Origin of the sequence: Mycolicibacterium rutilum (assembly GCF_900108565.1) — a bacterium.
Taxonomy (GTDB): domain Bacteria; phylum Actinomycetota; class Actinomycetes; order Mycobacteriales; family Mycobacteriaceae; genus Mycobacterium; species Mycobacterium rutilum.
On record NZ_LT629971.1, the window covers coordinates 5,086,314 to 5,102,053 of the forward strand.

The window sequence follows — 15,740 nt, forward strand, 5'->3', positions numbered from 1 at the left end:
AACTCCTACTGATCAGCGAGTCACGTCTGCGGGTTCACGCTGCCGACTCCGCCCCAGCGCGCCGGCGGCCAGGCGATGAACCGCGCCTTTCCGATCACATTGTCCACCGGCACCGTGCCCGCCATCGGGTCCCCCGTACAGATCAACCCCTTCTGGGCATCGGCGGGCGTGTTCGTGCAGTGTGCGCGCGAGTCGGCCGAGTGTGTCCGGTTGTCACCCATCACCCAGACCCTGCCCTCGGGGACCTTCACCGGCCCGAATTCATTACCCAGGCACGGGTAGATCGCGGGGTCGGCGCGCATGGTGTTCGGGTCGAGGTAGGGCTCGTCGAGGCGTTTCCCGTCCACGGTGAGTCCGGTGGTCGCGCGGCACTCCACGGTCTGGCCGCCGACGGCGATGATGCGTTTGACGAGATCGTTCTCGTCGGGCGGGATGAAACCGACGAACGACAGCGCGTTCTGCACCCATCGGATGGCGGTGTTGTCCGAGCGGATCGACCGGTAGTTGAGGTTCCAGTTGGGCGGGCCCTTGAACACGACGACGTCGCCGGGTTCCGGCGAGGTGAACCGGTAGGTGAGCTTGTCGACCATGATGCGGTCGCCCGTGCAGCCCGCGCAGCCGTGCAGCGTGGGCTCCATCGACTCCGACGGAATGAGATAGGGCCGCGCGACGAACGTCAGCATGACGTAGTACAGGACCAACGCGATCGAGATGAGGATCGCGAACTCCCGCAGTGCACCACCCTTTTTCTCGGGTTTGTCGGCGGGACTCGCGTCGCCGTCCTCGACTGCGGGTTGGGCTGATGACTCGTCGGGCTCGCTGGGACCGGTCACCGCATCAGGGTAGCCAGCGCGGTTGTCGTCGCCGCGCTGCTCGCGCTCCAAGGATCAGACTCCGGTGCGGATGTGCCGACGGAACGTCAGCGCTTCTCCTTGATCTTGGCCTTCTTGCCGCGCAGCTCGCGCAGGTAGTAAAGCTTGGCGCGACGGACGTCACCGCGGGTGACGACGTCGATATGGTCGATGTTCGGCGAGTGCACCGGGAAGGTGCGCTCGACACCGACGCCGTAGCTCTCCTTGCGCACGGTGAAGGTCTCGCGGACGCCGCCGCCCTGGCGACGCAGCACGACACCCTTGAAGACCTGGATGCGCTCCTTGGAGCCTTCGATGACCTTCACGTGCACGTTGATCGTGTCGCCGGGGCCGAATTCGGGAATGTCGTCGCGCAGCGACGTCTGATCGACGAAGTCCAGCGTGTTCATCGGTGACACTTCCTTGCGGTTGGCGGCTGCGGGCGCTGCTGTCACGGTGGACGCGTGCCGAGCCGATCTGATCGGGCGTATCGGGGTGTATCTCGCAGCGGGCGGAGCTAGCCGTTCCCGGGTCCTGCACAGACAACTGCTCAATTGTGCCAGATGGGGCATGGTGGAGTGAAATCGCTCCCGTCCGTGCTCGGTGAGCGCGACCCCGCTGCGCGCCGCGCGCCTGACCCCGCAACACTCTGCCATACCGTCTAGGCTGAAAATCGGGCCGGATCCGCGCCCGCTACGCGAACTTCCGCACGTAGGGAGGGCCATGCGACGTCAGCCGTCGAGGCTGGTGAGGGCGACCGCAGTGCTCGCCGTCGTGATACCTATCGTCGCTGGTTGCGAAGCCAAAGTGAACGGGATGGCGCCGGACGTCGCGCCGCCGCACCTGACCGTCGTGGTCCCTCAAGGCAGCATGGCGCCGCTGCCCGAGGCCGCCCTCGACGAGCCGCCCGCCTCGTTCGCCGGCCTGCAGGAGCGCACCCAACAAGCCACCGCCGACGCCCAGGCCGTCGGCGCGGACATCACGGCGACGGTGCTGGACCGCTCGACGGGGCAGTTGGTGTCCAACGGCAACAATCGCGGCGTCGCCATCGCCTCGGTGGTGAAACTGTTCATCGCCGACGACCTGCTGTTCCGCGACGAACCGCTGAGCCCCGAGGACCGCGAATCGTTCGACACGATGCTGCGCGTCTCCGACGACAGCCCCGCCGAGGTGTTCTGGAACCGGGGCGGCGGCAGCGCGATCATCACCCGCGTCGCGGCGCGCTACGGGTTGTCCGGCACCCGTCCGCCGAGCAACGGACGCTGGTTCAACACGATCAGCACCACGGCCGACCTGGTCCGCTACTACGACATGCTGCTGTCCGGCGCCGGCGGGCTGCCCGCGGCGAAAGCCGAGATCATCCTGCGCGACCTCGCGGCGTCCGCGCCCGTCGGCATCGACGGGATGATGCCGGGCGGGGTGTACCCGCAGCGGTTCGGGATTCCCGACGGCCTCTACGCCGAACCGGTGGCGGTCAAGCAGGGCTGGATGTGCTGTGTCGGAGCCGACTGGATGCACCTGTCGACCGGCGTCATCGGGCACGACCGACGCTTCGTGATGGCGATCGCGTCCGATCAGCCCGCCGATGCCGCGGAGGCGCGCGACACGATCACCGAGGCGGTCAAGACGATGTTCCCGGACGGGAAGATCTAACCCTCGTCGAGCAGATCGGGTCGACGTTCACGGGTGCGCTGCAGACCCTGTTCGTGTCGCCAGGCCGCCACTTTCGCATGGTTGCCCGACAGCAGCACCTCGGGCACGTCGAGGCCGCGCCAGCTCGGCGGGCGGGTGTAGCTCGGCGCTTCCAGGATCCCGTGCGAGTGCGAATCATCCTGATGCGACGCGGGATTGCCGAGCACCCCGGGTATGAGCCGGACGATCGCCTCGATCATCACCAGCGCAGCCGACTCGCCGCCGGGCAGCACATAGTCACCGATCGACACCTCGGCGACCCGCATCCGACGGGCGGCGTCCTCGGCGACCCGCTGATCGATGCCTTCGTAGCGGCCGCAGGCGAACACGAGGTGCTGCTCGGCCGCCCACGCCTGCGCGTCGGCCTGGGTGAAGAGCCGGCCCGCGGGCGTCGGCACCACGAGAAGTGTTTCAGGTGAACAGATCTCGTCGAGCGCCTCACCCCAGACGGGCGCTTTCATCACCATGCCGGGACCACCCCCGTACGGCGCGTCGTCGACGGAGCGATGTACGTCGTGCGTCCATCGGCGCAGATCGTGCACGGCGAGTTCGACGATACCGGCCTCGATCGCCTTGCCCGGCAACGACTGTCGCAGCGGATCCAGGTAGTCCGGGAAGATCGTCACCACGTCAATGAGCACCGGCGCGCATCCTCACTGGGTCTCCAGCAGGCCCTCGGGCGGGTCGATCTCGACGGTCTGGTCCGCCAGTGAGACCGAGGTGACGATCGCGGAGACGAACGGCACCAGCACCTCGGCGCCGGTCTCGGTGGTCACCGACAGCAACTCCCCCGCCGGCGTATGCAGCACCTCGGCCACAGTGCCGACGAACCCGCCGTCCGTCGTGACGACGCGCAGCCCCTCGAGCTGGTGGTCGTAGAACTCGTCCGGGTCGTCGATCGGGGGCAGCTCGCCGGAGTCGACGAGGAACAACGTGCCGCGCAGCGCGTCGGCGGCGTTGCGGTCGGCCACCCCGTCGAGACGAACCAGCAGCCGACCGCCGTGGGCCCGCGCGGATTCGATGACGAACTCGCGCTCGACGCCACCCCTACCGGGCCGGCCGCGCAGCACGGCGCCCGGCGCGAACCGGGCGTCCGGGTCGTCGGTGCGGACGTCGACGACCACCTCACCGGTGACGCCGTGCGCCTTGATGACCCGCCCGACCACCAGGTCCATGGCTGACTGACCGTCCGGTCTACTGGTCGGTGTCCACCACGTCGACGCGGATGCCGCGGCCGCCGATACCGGCGACCAGGGTGCGCAGCGCGGTCGCGGTGCGGCCGCCGCGGCCGATCACCTTGCCGAGGTCATCGGGATGCACGTGCACCTCGACGGTGCGCCCGCGCCGGTTGGTCACCATGTCGACGCGGACGTCGTCGGGGTTGTCGACGATTCCGCGCACCAGGTGTTCCACCGCGTCAACGACGACAGAACTCACGGCCGCGCTCAGCTCTCGGCCGGCGCGGAGTCGTCCGCTGCGCCTTCGGTGGCACCGGCGACGGTGGCGTCCGCGCCCTCAGCGGGCGGCTCGGACTGGTCCTTGCTCGGCGCCGGGTCGGCGGAGGCTTCGGTTTCGGCGGCCTTCTTGGCCGGCGCCTTCTTCTTCTTGGGCTGGGTGGCCTCGGTGCTCGGGCCGCCCTCGGCCTCGGCCAGCGCGGCGTTGAACAGGTCCAGCTTGCTGGGCTTGGGCTCCTTGACCTTCAGCGTGCCCTCGGCACCGGGCAGGCCCTTGAACTTCTGCCAGTCACCGGTGATCTTCAGCAGCTGCAGGACGGGCTCGGTGGGCTGCGCGCCGACGCCGAGCCAGTACTGCGCGCGCTCCGAGTCGAGCTCGATCAGGCTCGGCTCTTCCTTCGGGTGATAGCGGCCGATGACCTCGATGGCACGCCCGTCGCGGCGGGTGCGCGCGTCGGCGACGATGATGCGGTACTGGGGATTGCGGATCTTGCCAAGCCGGGTGAGCTTGATCTTGACAGCCATAGTGAAGCACTTCTCCTGTGATTGCCACGCTGCAATTCGGCGGTCGAGGCGGGATGCCTGGACCCGGTTTTGCCTTACGTGTGTGACCGCCGCGGGAGCGCCCAGCGAGAAGCCGGAGGCGGGATCGCTCAGAACGGGTCCCGGGGCAGACAGCCGCCTATTGTGCCAGAACAGCGTCGACCGGCAAAAATCCGTCTTGCGAACCGGATGCCACGGTGCGACGTTGAACGCGACATGAACCCACTACGACAGCGCCTGCTGGCCGCCACGGCCGCGCAGCTGGGCCGCCCGCACGGCCCCCTCGGACTCCTGGTGGCCAGGAAACTCAACCAGTCCAACGAGCGGGCGATCGCCGCGGCGGTCGACGCGACCGGCGCCGGGCCGGGTTCGGTGGTCGCCGACGTCGGGTTCGGTGGCGGAGCCGGGTTGCGCATGCTGCTCGACCGGGTCGGCGACGCGGGCACCGTGCACGGTGTCGAGATCGCCGACACGATGCTGCGCCGCGCCCGCCGACGGTTCGCTCGCGACATCGCCGCGGGCCGATTGGTGGTGCACCGCGGATCGTTGACGTCGCTGCCGTTCGGCGATGCCGAGCTCGACGCCGTCGCGACCGTGAACACCGTCTACTTCGTCGCCGACCTCGAGGCCGCCTGCGCCGAGCTGGCCCGGGTCGTGCGTCCCGGCGGCCGGGTGGTGATCGGTATCGGCGATCCGGACGTGATGCGTCACGCGCCGTTCACCGACCACGGGTTCACCCTGCGCCCGGTCGACGAGATCCGCGCGGCGCTGGCCGGCACCGGGCTGACCGTCGAGCACCGGCCGCTGGACGACACACCGATCCCCCGGCACACGCTGGTCGGGCACTCACCGGTCAAATGAGCTTGTCGAAGCACTTCTCCTCGACGCGCTTGCTCATCCGCCAGCCCCGCGCAGTGCGGACGAACTCGTCGACATACCAGATGCCGACGAAATAGATTGCGCTGCTTTCCTTGTCGGCCCCACCCATCACCATCGGGTTGAAGCAGATGGCTCGCGACGTGGCGGTGTCGCCGGAGATGCGGATGTCGACGTTGCCGAGCATGTGGTAGTACGCCGGGAAGTTCGGCAACACATCCTTGAGCCAGGCCTTGACGTCGGGGAAGCGGCCGTCGATGCCTCCGGTGACGCGGTAGTCGATGTAGGCGTCGTCGGTGAAGACCCGGTCGAGGTCGTCGAATCGCTTCTGGTCGATCGCCGTCGAATAGTCGATCAGCAGCTGCTGGATCTCCAACCGGTCCGAGATCTCCTCCAGGCTCAACATGGGTCGATTCAACACGGTCGACCCGCGCCGCGGCGGTGATGGGCGGGGTTAGGCTCGTGACCCATGCGAAAGTCTGTGGCCGCGGTGACCGTGTTGGTCGTCGGCATCCTCCTGGCCGCGCTGTCCCCTGTCGCGGCCGCCGCGCCGGTGGGCGTGGTGCAGCCGGTCGGTTCGGTGCCCGTTCCCGACGGACCCGCGCAGGCGTGGATCGTCGCCGACATGGACAGCGGCGCCGTGCTCGCCGCGCGCGACGAGTTCGGCCAGTACGCGCCGGCGAGCACCATCAAGGTGCTGTTGGCGCTGACGGTGCTCGACGAACTCCCGCTGGACGTGACGGTCGTCGCCAACGAGGCCGACACCAAGGTCGAGTGCAACTGCGCGGGCGTCACCCCCGGCATGGTGTACACCACGCGTCAGCTGCTCGAGGCGCTGCTGCTGGTGTCGGGCAACGACGCCGCGAACACGTTGGCGACCATGCTCGGCGGGCACGACGTCGCGGTCACGAAGATGAACGCCAAGGCCGCGCTGCTCGGCGCGTACGGCACCAATGTCGGGTCGCCGTCGGGTCTGGACGGCCCGGGCATCGACATGTGGTCGTCGCCGCACGATCTGGCGGTCATCTTCCGCGCCGCGATGGCCAATCCAGTGTTCGCCGCGATCACCGCCCAACCGACCGCGGTCTTTCCCACCAAGACCGGCGACCGGGTGCTGGTCAACCAGGACGAGCTGCTCAAGCGGTACCCCGGCACGCTGGGCGGTAAGACCGGTTTCACCGATCGGGCGCAGAAGACGTTCGTCGGCGCTGCCCAGCGTGACGGCCGCCGACTGGTGATCGCGCTGATGTTCGGGATGGACAAGCCGGGCCAGCCGACCTACTGGGATCAGGCGGCCAGCCTGCTCGACTGGGGCTTCGCGCTGCCGCCGTCGACCGGTATCGGCGCGTTGTAGCTTCGGCGAAGTTGCTGATTCGCAACGCTTCCGAGACCGGACCGGCCTGCGGGGCGGATACGCTCGGCGGCCATGCGAGGCTTGCTGGCTGCGTTGGCCATCGCGCTGTCAGCGGCTATCGGCGTCGCAGCGCCCACCTCCGCCCAGCCGGGCGGTGAACCGTCGGGCGCGCTCGCGTTACCCGAAGGGCCGGCGCAGTCGTGGCTGCTCGCCGATCTGGATTCCGGCCGGATCCTGGCCTCCCGCAACCCGCATGAACCGCACGCCCCGGCGAGCACGATCAAGGCGCTACTGGCGATCGTCGTACTGGACCAGCTGCCGCTCAACGGGGTGATCGCGGCCCGGCCGGCCGCAGCCGACGTCGAATGTTCCTGTGCCGGAGTCAAAGCCGGCCGCGCGTACACGGTGCGTCAGTTGCTCGACGGGCTGATGCTGGTATCCGGCAACGACGCGGCGAACGTCCTCGCCGACGGTCTCGGCGGCTACCGGGTGGCCGTCGCCAAGATGAACGCGAAGGCGGCCGCGCTCGGTGCCCGCAGTACGCGGGTGTCGTCGCCGTCGGGGCTCGACGGTCCGGGGATGGAATCGGTCACCACCGCCAACGATCTCGCGGTGATCTATCGACATGCGTTGCGCTATCCCGCGTTCGCGGCGATCGTGCGCCAGCCGTCGTCGCTGTTCCCCACCGACAGCGGACCCAAGACGATCACGAACCAGAACCAGCTGCTGAAGCGGTATCCGGGCACGCTCGTCGGCAAGACCGGTTACACGAACCTCGCCCGCGACACTTATGTAGCTGCCGCGCAACGCAATGGGCGACGGCTGGTGGTCGCGCAGCTGTACGGCAACGGGGACCTCTACGGCCAGGCGATCAAGCTGTTCGACTGGGGCTTCGGCCAACCCTGAAAAAGACGTCTCGTGCGAGCGGGAAGAGGAGCTCAGGCGAAGACGCGGCCGCGCAGGATCACCACGTCGGGGCGGGTGAGCACGGCCGCGCCCTTGCGCGGATCCTCCGAGTAGCACACCAGATCGGCGGGCGCACCGTGCTCGATGCCGGGGCGGCCCAACCACTCGCGGGCACTCCAACAGGCCGCGCCCAGCGCCTCGGTGGGCGTCATCCCGATTCCGGTCAGCGCGTCGATCTCGTCGGCGATGCGGCCGTGGGCGACCATGCTGCCCGCGTCGGTGCCCGCGTAGATCGGCACACCCGCCTCGCGCGCGGCGGCGATGCGCGGATAGCACTTCTCGTGCAGGTCGCGCATGTGCCGCGCGTACGCCGGATACTTCGCCGCCCCGTCCGCGATGCCCGGGAAGTTCGCGATGTTGATCAGCGTCGGCACCAGCGCGGTGCCGTGCGCGACCATCAGGTCGATCGTGTCGTCGGTCAGGCCGGTGCCGTGTTCGATGCAGTCGATGCCGGCCTTGATCAACCCCGGCAGCGCGTCCTCGCTGAACACGTGGGCGGTGACGCGGGCGCCGTTGTCGTGGGCGGCGTCGATCGCCGCTTTGAGCACGTCGTCGGACCACAGCGGCGCCAGGTCGCCGACCTCGCGGTCGATCCAGTCGCCGACGAGCTTGACCCATCCGTCGCCGAAGCGCGCCTGCTCGGCGACGGCGGCCGGCAGCGCGGACTCGTCGGCGAGTTCGATCGCGAAGTCGCGCTGGTATCGCTTCGGCCGCGCGAGATGGCGCCCGGCGCGGATGATCTCGGGCAGGTCGTCGCGGTCGGCGAGGCTGCGCGTGTCGATCGGCGAACCGGCGTCGCGCAGCAGCAACGCCCCGGCGTCCCGCTCCACCTCGGCCTGCGCGACGCAGTCGTCGAGGTTGTCGAGCGGCCCGTGTTCGCCGAGCCCGACATGACAATGCGCATCGACCAGGCCGGGCAGGATCCACCCGCCGTCGAAGACGGTCTCCGCGCCGCTGACCGGTTCGGCGCTGAGCACACCGCGGTCGACCCACCACTCCACCGGCTCCTCGTCGGGCAGACCCCGACCGCGAACGTGGAGTTTCACGCCTACTTCTGACCCGGGAACTTCAGCTTCGACAGGTCGATGTCGGCCAGCCCGGGCGGCAGTTCGTCGAGGCCCTTGGGCATGTCGGACAGGTCGGGGAAACCGGCGGGCAGGCCGGGCATCCCGGCGCCGAGCGGATTGCGCACCTTCGGCGGCGTCGGGCCCTTGCCGCCCTTCTTGCCCTTCTTCTTGTTCTTGGCGTTCTTGCGGTTGTTCTTGCGGCCGAACGGCATTCCCATCTGACCGGCCATGCTCGACATCATCTTGCGGGCCTCGAAGAACCGCTCGACAAGCTGATTGACCTCGCCGACCGTGACGCCGGAGCCGTTGGCGATGCGCAGCCGCCGCGAGCCGTTGATGATCTTGGGGTCGGCGCGCTCCTCCGGGGTCATCCCGCGGATGATCGCCTGCAGCCGGTCGAGCTGTTTGTCGTCGACGGCGGCCAGCGCGTCCTTCATCTGGCCTGCGCCGGGCAGCATGCCGAGCAGGTTGCCGATCGGGCCCATCTTGCGGATCGCCAGCATCTGCTCGAGGAAGTCCTCCAGCGTCAGCTCGCCGCTGCCGATCTTGGCCGCCGCCTCCTCGGCCTTCTGCGCGTCGAAGACCTGTTCGGCCTGCTCGATGAGCGTCAGCACATCGCCCATGCCCAGGATGCGGCTGGCCATGCGGTCGGGGTGGAAGACGTCGAAGTCCTCGAGCTTCTCGCCCGCCGACGCGAACAGGATCGGCACGCCGGTGATCTCGCGCACCGACAGCGCGGCGCCGCCGCGGGCGTCGCCGTCGAGCTTGGTCAGCACGACGCCGGTGAAACCGACGCCTTCGCGGAACGCCTCGGCGGTGGTCACCGCGTCCTGGCCGATCATCGCGTCGAGCACGAAGATCACTTCGTCGGGGTTGACCGCCTGGCGGATCGCGGCGGCCTGGCTCATCAACTCGTCGTCGATGCCGAGCCGGCCGGCGGTGTCGACGATGACGACGTCGTAGTGCTTGGCCCTGGCCTCGGCCAGACCTGCCGACGCGACCGCGACGGGGTCACCGGGCGCCGCGTCCGCGGCCCCGTCCGCCGAGACCCCCGGATGTGGGGCGAACACCGCGACGTCGGCGCGCTGGCCGACGATCTGCAGCTGGTTCACCGCGCCGGGACGCTGCAGGTCGCACGCCACCAGAAGCGGGGTGTGTCCTTGTCCGCGAAGCCATTTCGCGAGCTTGCCGGCCAGGGTGGTCTTACCGGAGCCTTGTAGGCCCGCCAGCATGATGACCGTCGGCGGGTTCTTGGCGAACGCCAGCGTGCGGGTCTCGCCGCCGAGGATCCCGATGAGTTCCTCGTTGACGATCTTGACGACCTGCTGGGCGGGGTTGAGCGCACCGGACACCTCGGCGCCGCGGGCCCGCTCCTTGATGCGGTTGACGAACGCGCGCACGACGGGCAGCGACACGTCGGCTTCCAGCAACGCCAGCCGGATCTCCCGGGTGGTCGCGTCGATGTCGGCGTCGGTCAGCCGCCCCTTACCGCGCAGCCCCTGCAGGGCGCCGGTCAACCGATCGGACAGGGATTCAAACACGCCGTCCAGCCTAAACGTCGTGGGGCGGCGACCGCCCGTGCAGGGCGGTCACCGGCACGGCCCGGGCCCGGGTCAGCCCGCGGCGCCCGCCGCGACCGCCGAGGTCCAGCTGCCGTAGCCGCTGATGTCCGCACCCGCTGCGGCGGCCTGGCCGTCGCAGCCGAAGCCGGTGCGCCAGGTGCCGTCGGCCAACTCCACCTTGCCGAGCTGCATCGGCGCCGGCAGCGCCGCCAGGAAGGACCCGAGCGCACCGGGCGACAGCCGCCAGCGGTGTCCCACCAGGGCGGAGCCGGCCGCGCCGTCGGCCACCCGGGTGATGGCCGGCTTGGCCGGCGAGCTGTCGAGCATCGTCATCCGGTACCGCGGCGCGGTGGTGATCTCCCCCGCGAACCGTGCGCCGCGGTCGGTGAGCTGGTGCGCCAGCGGACCACCGCGCAGGTGCGCGCCGAACACCAGCAGCTCCGCTGAGTCTGCGGCCGCCATCGGCCAGGCGTCGTGCGGGGTGTCTTGTCCGGTCAGCAGTGTCGCGACGTCGAGCGCCACCGCGTCCTCGAACGCCCGCGCCAGGACCGTCACCCCGAACTGGGCGTCGCCTGCGGTGCCCGCGGGCACGGCCACCCCGCACATGTCGAACAGGTTGCAGAAGTGCGTGTAGGTACCCATCCGGGCGTTCGTCCCGAGCGGGTCGGCGGCGACGTCGACGATCCGCGGGTGCATCGGCGCGGTCGGCACGACGAGCGCGTCGATGCCCTCGAGCGCCGCCAGCGCGCTGCGCTTCAGCGCCTCGACTGCGACGCGGTCGCTGACCAGCCGGTGCGCGGGGATGTCGCGGCCGCGGGTGATGATCCCGGCCACGGCGGGGTCCACGGCGGCTTCGGGGTGCGCATCGATGAATTCGCCGACGGCGGAGTACCTTTCGCTGACCAGGGCGCCGTCGTAGAGGAACGCGCCCGCGGCCAGGAACGCGGTGAAGTCGATCGTGACGACGGTCGCGCCGGCTTGCGACAGCGCCGCGACGGCACGGTCGAACGCCGCGCGCCAGGTGGCGTCGAGCAGCGGCAGCCGGTCGGGCACCGCGACGACGGGGTTCGGCGGCGCGGCCAGCCGGGTGTCGGCGGGCCACGGCCGGTCGGCGGCGCCGGCGGCCATCGCCGTCATCGCCCGGTTGGCCAGCCCGACGTCGGCGGCGAAGATCGTCACGCAGTCGTAGGACACGCAGGCGGGCACGACGCCGTCGGTGCTGATCACCCCGACGGTCGGTTTGATCCCGACGACACCCTGCAACGCTGCCGGGACGCGGCCGGAGCCGGCGGTGTCGGTGCCGATCGCGATGTCGGCCTCACCGGTGGCGACCGCCACTGCCGACCCGGAACTCGAACCGCCGCTGATGAATTCGGGGCGACGCGCGTCGCGCACCACCCCGTACGGCGAGCGGGTGCCCACCAGGCCGGTGGCGAACTGGTCCAGGTTGGTCTTGCCGACGACGACGGCTCCCGCCGCGCGCAGTGCGGCCACCGCTGCGGCGTCGCGGTCGGGAACGCGGGCGAACTGCGGGCACGCCGCGGTGGTCGGCACGCCGGCGACGTCGACGTTGTCCTTGACCGCCAACCGCAGACCGGCCAGCGCGCCGCGCCCGGTGGCCAGTTCGTCGGCCACCTCGCGGTCGGGGCGTCGGCTGATCCACACCGTCATGTCGAACCTCTCTGTGTCACGTCCGGCCGCGTGACGGGCCGGTGGATACAGCTTCGTATACGATCCCGGATACCGATACCCGAGCGCGCGAGAGGCGGGCATGAGCGACGCATCTTCCCTGGCGGACCGCGTCTTCGTCGCGTTGCGCGACGACCTGATGTCCGGGCAGCTCGCGCCGACCGAGCGGCTGGCGGAAAGCTCGCTCGCCGAGCGCTACGAGGTGTCGCGCACCCCGGTGCGCGAGGCGCTGGCGCGGTTGCTCGCCGACGGGCTGATCGAACGCCGCGAACGCGGCCTGTATCCGTATCGCCCGAGCATCGAGGACCTCGACCATCTCTACGAGTTGCGCACCACGGTCGAGCTGCGCGGCATCGCGCGCATCGAGGAGGACGACTCGCGCCGCCACGATCGCGACATCCTCGGCCCGGAACTCGATCACTGGAAGCGGTTGCGGCGCAACGTCCCCCGCCCCGACGCGGGTTTCGTCAGCGAGGACGAACGGTTTCACGTCGCCTTGCTGTCCGCGGCCGGCAACCAGGCGTTGGTGGCCGCGCTGGAACTGGTGAACGTCCGCATCCGGCCGGTGCGGATGTTCGACTACCTCACCGAGGACCGGATGTTGGCGACGATCGACGAGCACATCGCGGTCGCCGAACGGGTGGTCGACGGGGATCTGGCGGCCGCCCGCGACGCGTTGTCGACGCACATCGAGGCGTCGCGGCGGGTCGCCATCCGCCGGGCCACCGAGGCGTTGTCGATGGCGGGCATGATCAGGGCGCTGCGCTCGTGACACGCCGGGCGGTTGCGCTAACTGGCTTCCGACACCGGCTTGGCGGGCGGCGGTGTCGGCAGCACCGCGTAGAGGTCGCGTTCGAGTTCCTCGCGCAGCGCGGCACCGGCGGTGATGCCGAACAGGTCGACCACCGAGGACCCCAGCGTGGTGACCTTGGCCCAGGCGATGTCGACGCCGTCGCGCTCGAAGACGGCGGTCAGCTTGGCCAACAGCCCGGCGCGGTCCGTGCTGCGGATCTGCGCGACCAGCTCACCCGGTTTGGCGCCGTCGGACCACAGGATGCGCGGCGGCGCGGTGACATGGTTGATCGGGACCGCGGCGGGCACCTCCCCGGCCCGGCCGGACCCGTGCTGGGCGGACTCCCGCTCGCGGCGGTCCAACGCCTCGAGCACGTCCAGCTCGCCGTCGAGCGCGAGGATCAGCTGCTGGCGTAGCAGTTCTGCCGCGGGCGGCGAGCCGAAATGCGGTGACACCACGAAGGTGTTGATCGCCGAACCCTGATGGCCGTTGACCGACGCCGAGTGCACCCGAAGCGAGTTCAGCGCGAGCACCCCCGCCGCCTTGGACAGCAGCCCACGCCGGTCCGGCGCGATCATCGTGACGTGGTGGATGTGCGGGCTGTCCCCCGCGGTCATCTCGACGTGCACCCCGACATCGGCGGCCATCGAAAGGTGCCGCGGGTCAATGGGATCCGGCTGCGGCAGCGGCTCACCGGCCATCACCATCTTGCACCGGTTCACCAGATCGCCGAGCAGCGAGGCCTTCCAGTCCCCCCACACACCCGGCCCGGTGGCCAGCGAGTCGGCTTCGGCCAGCACATGCAGCAGCTCCAGCAACACCAGGTCACCGTCGAGCGCCTCGGCGACCGCCGCGATCGTGTTGGGGTCCTGCAGATCCCGCCGCGTCGCGGTGTGCGGCAGCAGCAGGTGATGGCGCACCAGCTTGGACAGCACCTCGACGTCCGACGGCCACAGGCCCAACCGGGTGCCGATCTGCGTGGCCAGCTCCGCGCCGATGACGCTGTGGTCGCCGCCGCGGCCCTTGCCGATGTCATGGCACAGCGCGCCCAGCATCAGCAGGTCCGGGCGCGATACCCGGGTGGTGAAAGCGCTTGCCCTGGAGACAGTTTCGACGAGGTGACGGTCCACGGTCCAGATGTGCACGACGTCGCGCGGCGGCAGGTCGCGCACCGCACCCCACTCCGGGAACAGCCGGCCCCACAGGCCGGTGCGGTCCAGCGCCTCGATGGTGGCGACCGCCGACGGCCCGGCGGCGAGCATCACCAGCAGATCCTTGAGCGCCTGCGCCGGCCACGGGGTGCGCAGTTCGGGTGCCGCCGCGGCCAATCGGGCCAGGGTGGAGGCGGCCATCGGCAGCCCGGTGGTCGCCGAGGCGGCCGCCACCCGCAGGATGAGCCCGGGGTCGCGTTCGGGGCGCGCGTCGCGGGCCAGGATGACTTCACCGGCGAACTCGATGACCCCTTCGTCGAGGGGCCGTCGTGCGGGGCGGCGCAGCGCGGCGAAACCGCGGCGCGGCAGCGCGTTGCCCGCGGTGCGGATTCCCGCGTCGACGTAGAAGCTGATGGTGCGCGCGGCGTCGGAGAGCATCCGCGCGAGGTCGAACCGGTCACCGATGTGCAGCGCCGCGCCGATCTCGTCGGCGTGCTGCGCCAGCAGCAGGTCACGACCGCGACCGGCGACGCGGTGTAATTCGGTGCGCACGTTGAGCAGCGCCAGATGCGCCTCACCGAGTGTGCCGATCGGCGAGGCCAGCGACCGGTTCGGATACACATCGGTCAGCTGCGCGATCGCCAGCGCGTTGAGCAGTTGCACATCACGCAGGCCGCCGCGGCCGCATTTGAGATCCGGTTCGGCGCGGTGCGCGATCTCGCCGCTGCGCTCCCAGCGCGCCCGGGTGTGCTCGACGAGTTCGTCGAAACGCGAGGCGATCCCGGTACGCCACTGCCGGCGGGCGCCGCCGATCAGCAGCGACGACAGGTCCGAATCACCGGTGATGTGCCGGGCTTCGAGCATCGCCAGCCCCGCCGAGATGTCCTCACCGGCCACCTGCAGCGCCTCGGGAACGGTGCGCACGCTGTGGTCGATGCGAATGTTGGCGTCCCACAACGGATACCACAGCAACTCGGCGACCTGGCTGACGATCTCGGTGGGCATGTTGTCGTGCAGAAGCGTCAGGTCGAGGTCGGAATGCGGGACGAACTCGCCGCGGCCCAGGCCGCCGGTCGCGACGATGGCGAACCCGCTGGTCGGGGTGATGCCGATCTCGGTGGCCTTGGTGGTGAGCCAGAATTCGTGCAGATCCTGCAACGCCTGACGCAGCGCAGCCGAATCGAGTTGACGCGCACCGCCGGACAGCAACTGCTTGGTGGCGGCGGACAGGTCGGTGGCCGGACGCGACGAGCCCGCCGCCGGCGCGACCCAACGTGAGGGTGCACCGGCGGCGGGTTCGTGTTTCTCGGTCATCTCGCCATCTCCCAACCTGTCGGAATCATTACTCGGTTCATTAAGGTCGGGAGACGACCTCTCAGTTGGTCAAGCGGCTCAAAGGGCGTCGGCTCCACGCTCTCCGGTGCGCACCCGGACCACGGTGTCGACGGGGCTGACCCACACCTTGCCGTCACCGATCTTGCCGGTGCGTGCAGCCTGGACGATGACGTCGACGACCTTGTCGACCGACGCGTCGTCGACCACGACCTCGACACGCACCTTCGGCACGAAATCGACGGAGTACTCAGCGCCGCGGTACACCTCGGTGTGACCCTTCTGGCGGCCGTAACCCTGAACCTCGCTGACGGTCATTCCGAGGATACCCGTCTGCTCGAGTCCGGTCTTGACATCTTCGAGCGTGAACGGCTTGACGATCGCAGTAATCAGCTTCATGTAGTCGATCC

The 15,740-nt window shown here is 69.8% G+C and carries 17 protein-coding genes; 5 read left to right on the forward strand and 12 right to left on the reverse strand.

The window, feature by feature from the left end:
• Positions 1-20 precede the first annotated feature (20 nt).
• Both lepB and rplS read right to left on the reverse strand, forming a co-directional pair.
• Entirely contained in the window at positions 21-833 is an 813-nt protein-coding gene (gene lepB / locus BLW81_RS24770) for a signal peptidase I (protein WP_083410797.1), read from the reverse strand.
• A gap of 86 nt (positions 834-919) precedes the next feature.
• Positions 920-1,261 carry a 50S ribosomal protein L19 gene (gene rplS, locus BLW81_RS24775; RefSeq protein WP_083410798.1) on the reverse strand — a complete coding sequence of 114 codons (342 nt, stop codon included), beginning with the start codon at positions 1,259-1,261 and terminating at the stop codon, positions 920-922.
• Positions 1,262-1,574: 313 nt separating this feature from the next.
• Between rplS and BLW81_RS24780 the strand changes: the two genes are divergently transcribed.
• Positions 1,575-2,504, forward strand: coding sequence for a hypothetical protein (locus tag BLW81_RS24780; RefSeq protein WP_083409483.1), 930 nt, complete (start codon positions 1,575-1,577; stop codon positions 2,502-2,504).
• Here BLW81_RS24780 and trmD read toward each other — a convergent pair.
• The 4 genes from trmD to rpsP are packed head-to-tail and all read right to left on the reverse strand — an operon-like array spanning position 2,501 to position 4,522.
• Positions 2,501-3,184: a tRNA (guanosine(37)-N1)-methyltransferase TrmD gene (gene trmD / locus BLW81_RS24785; protein WP_083409484.1), complete on the reverse strand. Its 684-nt coding sequence runs from the start codon at positions 3,182-3,184 to the stop codon at positions 2,501-2,503. The two genes, BLW81_RS24780 and trmD, sit on opposite strands and share 4 nt — an antisense overlap.
• Positions 3,185-3,196: 12 nt before the next feature.
• The gene (rimM, locus tag BLW81_RS24790; protein WP_083409485.1) at positions 3,197-3,718 is read right to left on the reverse strand and encodes a ribosome maturation factor RimM; all 522 of its coding nucleotides are present in this window, start codon (positions 3,716-3,718) and stop codon (positions 3,197-3,199) included.
• A 19-nt stretch (positions 3,719-3,737) separates the two neighbouring features.
• Positions 3,738-3,980, reverse strand: a complete 243-nt coding sequence (locus tag BLW81_RS24795) for an RNA-binding protein (RefSeq protein ID WP_003928628.1) — start codon at positions 3,978-3,980, stop codon at positions 3,738-3,740.
• An 8-nt stretch (positions 3,981-3,988) separates the two neighbouring features.
• Entirely contained in the window at positions 3,989-4,522 is a 534-nt protein-coding gene (gene rpsP / locus BLW81_RS24800) for a 30S ribosomal protein S16 (RefSeq protein WP_083409486.1), read from the reverse strand.
• 234 nt (positions 4,523-4,756) lie between these two features.
• Between rpsP and BLW81_RS24805 the strand changes: the two genes are divergently transcribed.
• Positions 4,757-5,401: a class I SAM-dependent methyltransferase gene (locus BLW81_RS24805; protein ID WP_083410799.1), complete on the forward strand. Its 645-nt coding sequence runs from the start codon at positions 4,757-4,759 to the stop codon at positions 5,399-5,401.
• On the opposite strand, the gene BLW81_RS24810 is transcribed toward BLW81_RS24805, so the two are convergent.
• Positions 5,394-5,822 carry a nuclear transport factor 2 family protein gene (locus BLW81_RS24810; RefSeq protein ID WP_083409487.1) on the reverse strand — a complete coding sequence of 143 codons (429 nt, stop codon included), beginning with the start codon at positions 5,820-5,822 and terminating at the stop codon, positions 5,394-5,396. The genes BLW81_RS24805 and BLW81_RS24810 overlap by 8 nt on opposite strands.
• Before the next feature lie 63 nt (positions 5,823-5,885).
• Between BLW81_RS24810 and BLW81_RS24815 the strand changes: the two genes are divergently transcribed.
• Entirely contained in the window at positions 5,886-6,770 is an 885-nt protein-coding gene (locus BLW81_RS24815; protein ID WP_083409488.1) for a D-alanyl-D-alanine carboxypeptidase family protein, read from the forward strand.
• A 72-nt stretch (positions 6,771-6,842) separates the two neighbouring features.
• Positions 6,843-7,676: a D-alanyl-D-alanine carboxypeptidase family protein gene (locus BLW81_RS24820; protein WP_083409489.1), complete on the forward strand. Its 834-nt coding sequence runs from the start codon at positions 6,843-6,845 to the stop codon at positions 7,674-7,676.
• Between the two features lie 32 nt (positions 7,677-7,708).
• Here the strand turns inward: BLW81_RS24820 and BLW81_RS24825 are convergent, their stop codons facing one another.
• The 3 genes from BLW81_RS24825 to atzF all read right to left on the reverse strand — a co-directional run bounded on the left by BLW81_RS24825 (position 7,709) and on the right by atzF (position 12,036).
• Positions 7,709-8,782, reverse strand: coding sequence for a metal-dependent hydrolase family protein (locus BLW81_RS24825; RefSeq protein WP_083409490.1), 1,074 nt, complete (start codon positions 8,780-8,782; stop codon positions 7,709-7,711).
• 2 nt (positions 8,783-8,784) lie between these two features.
• A complete protein-coding gene (ffh, locus tag BLW81_RS24830) occupies positions 8,785-10,344 on the reverse strand; it encodes a signal recognition particle protein (protein ID WP_083409491.1) in 1,560 nt (519 codons plus the stop codon).
• A gap of 72 nt (positions 10,345-10,416) precedes the next feature.
• On the reverse strand, positions 10,417-12,036 hold the full coding sequence (atzF, locus tag BLW81_RS24835; protein WP_083409492.1) for an allophanate hydrolase: 1,620 nt from the start codon (positions 12,034-12,036) through the stop codon (positions 10,417-10,419).
• A 100-nt stretch (positions 12,037-12,136) separates the two neighbouring features.
• On the opposite strand from atzF, the gene BLW81_RS24840 reads away from it, so the two are divergent.
• Positions 12,137-12,826, forward strand: a complete 690-nt coding sequence (locus BLW81_RS24840; RefSeq protein WP_083409493.1) for a GntR family transcriptional regulator — start codon at positions 12,137-12,139, stop codon at positions 12,824-12,826.
• A 17-nt stretch (positions 12,827-12,843) separates the two neighbouring features.
• Here the strand turns inward: BLW81_RS24840 and BLW81_RS24845 are convergent, their stop codons facing one another.
• Both BLW81_RS24845 and BLW81_RS24850 read right to left on the reverse strand, forming a co-directional pair.
• On the reverse strand, positions 12,844-15,312 hold the full coding sequence (locus tag BLW81_RS24845) for a [protein-PII] uridylyltransferase (RefSeq protein WP_083409494.1): 2,469 nt from the start codon (positions 15,310-15,312) through the stop codon (positions 12,844-12,846).
• 78 nt (positions 15,313-15,390) lie between these two features.
• Complete coding sequence (locus BLW81_RS24850; RefSeq protein WP_069411682.1) at positions 15,391-15,729, reverse strand: P-II family nitrogen regulator; 339 nt, start codon at positions 15,727-15,729, stop codon at positions 15,391-15,393.
• Between the last annotated feature and the right edge of the window lie 11 nt (positions 15,730-15,740).

Coding starts and splice junctions, on each gene's coding strand:
- rplS (WP_083410798.1), bottom strand. CDS start 1,261: ATGAACACGCTGGACTTCGTCGATCAGACGTCGCTGCGCGACGACATT.
- BLW81_RS24780 (WP_083409483.1), top strand. CDS start 1,575: ATGCGACGTCAGCCGTCGAGGCTGGTGAGGGCGACCGCAGTGCTCGCC.
- rimM (WP_083409485.1), bottom strand. CDS start 3,718: ATGGACCTGGTGGTCGGGCGGGTCATCAAGGCGCACGGCGTCACCGGT.
- rpsP (WP_083409486.1), bottom strand. CDS start 4,522: ATGGCTGTCAAGATCAAGCTCACCCGGCTTGGCAAGATCCGCAATCCC.
- BLW81_RS24805 (WP_083410799.1), top strand. CDS start 4,757: ATGAACCCACTACGACAGCGCCTGCTGGCCGCCACGGCCGCGCAGCTG.
- BLW81_RS24810 (WP_083409487.1), bottom strand. CDS start 5,822: ATGTTGAGCCTGGAGGAGATCTCGGACCGGTTGGAGATCCAGCAGCTG.
- BLW81_RS24815 (WP_083409488.1), top strand. CDS start 5,886: ATGCGAAAGTCTGTGGCCGCGGTGACCGTGTTGGTCGTCGGCATCCTC.
- BLW81_RS24820 (WP_083409489.1), top strand. CDS start 6,843: ATGCGAGGCTTGCTGGCTGCGTTGGCCATCGCGCTGTCAGCGGCTATC.
- atzF (WP_083409492.1), bottom strand. CDS start 12,036: ATGACGGTGTGGATCAGCCGACGCCCCGACCGCGAGGTGGCCGACGAA.
- BLW81_RS24840 (WP_083409493.1), top strand. CDS start 12,137: ATGAGCGACGCATCTTCCCTGGCGGACCGCGTCTTCGTCGCGTTGCGC.
- BLW81_RS24845 (WP_083409494.1), bottom strand. CDS start 15,312: ATGACCGAGAAACACGAACCCGCCGCCGGTGCACCCTCACGTTGGGTC.
- BLW81_RS24850 (WP_069411682.1), bottom strand. CDS start 15,729: ATGAAGCTGATTACTGCGATCGTCAAGCCGTTCACGCTCGAAGATGTC.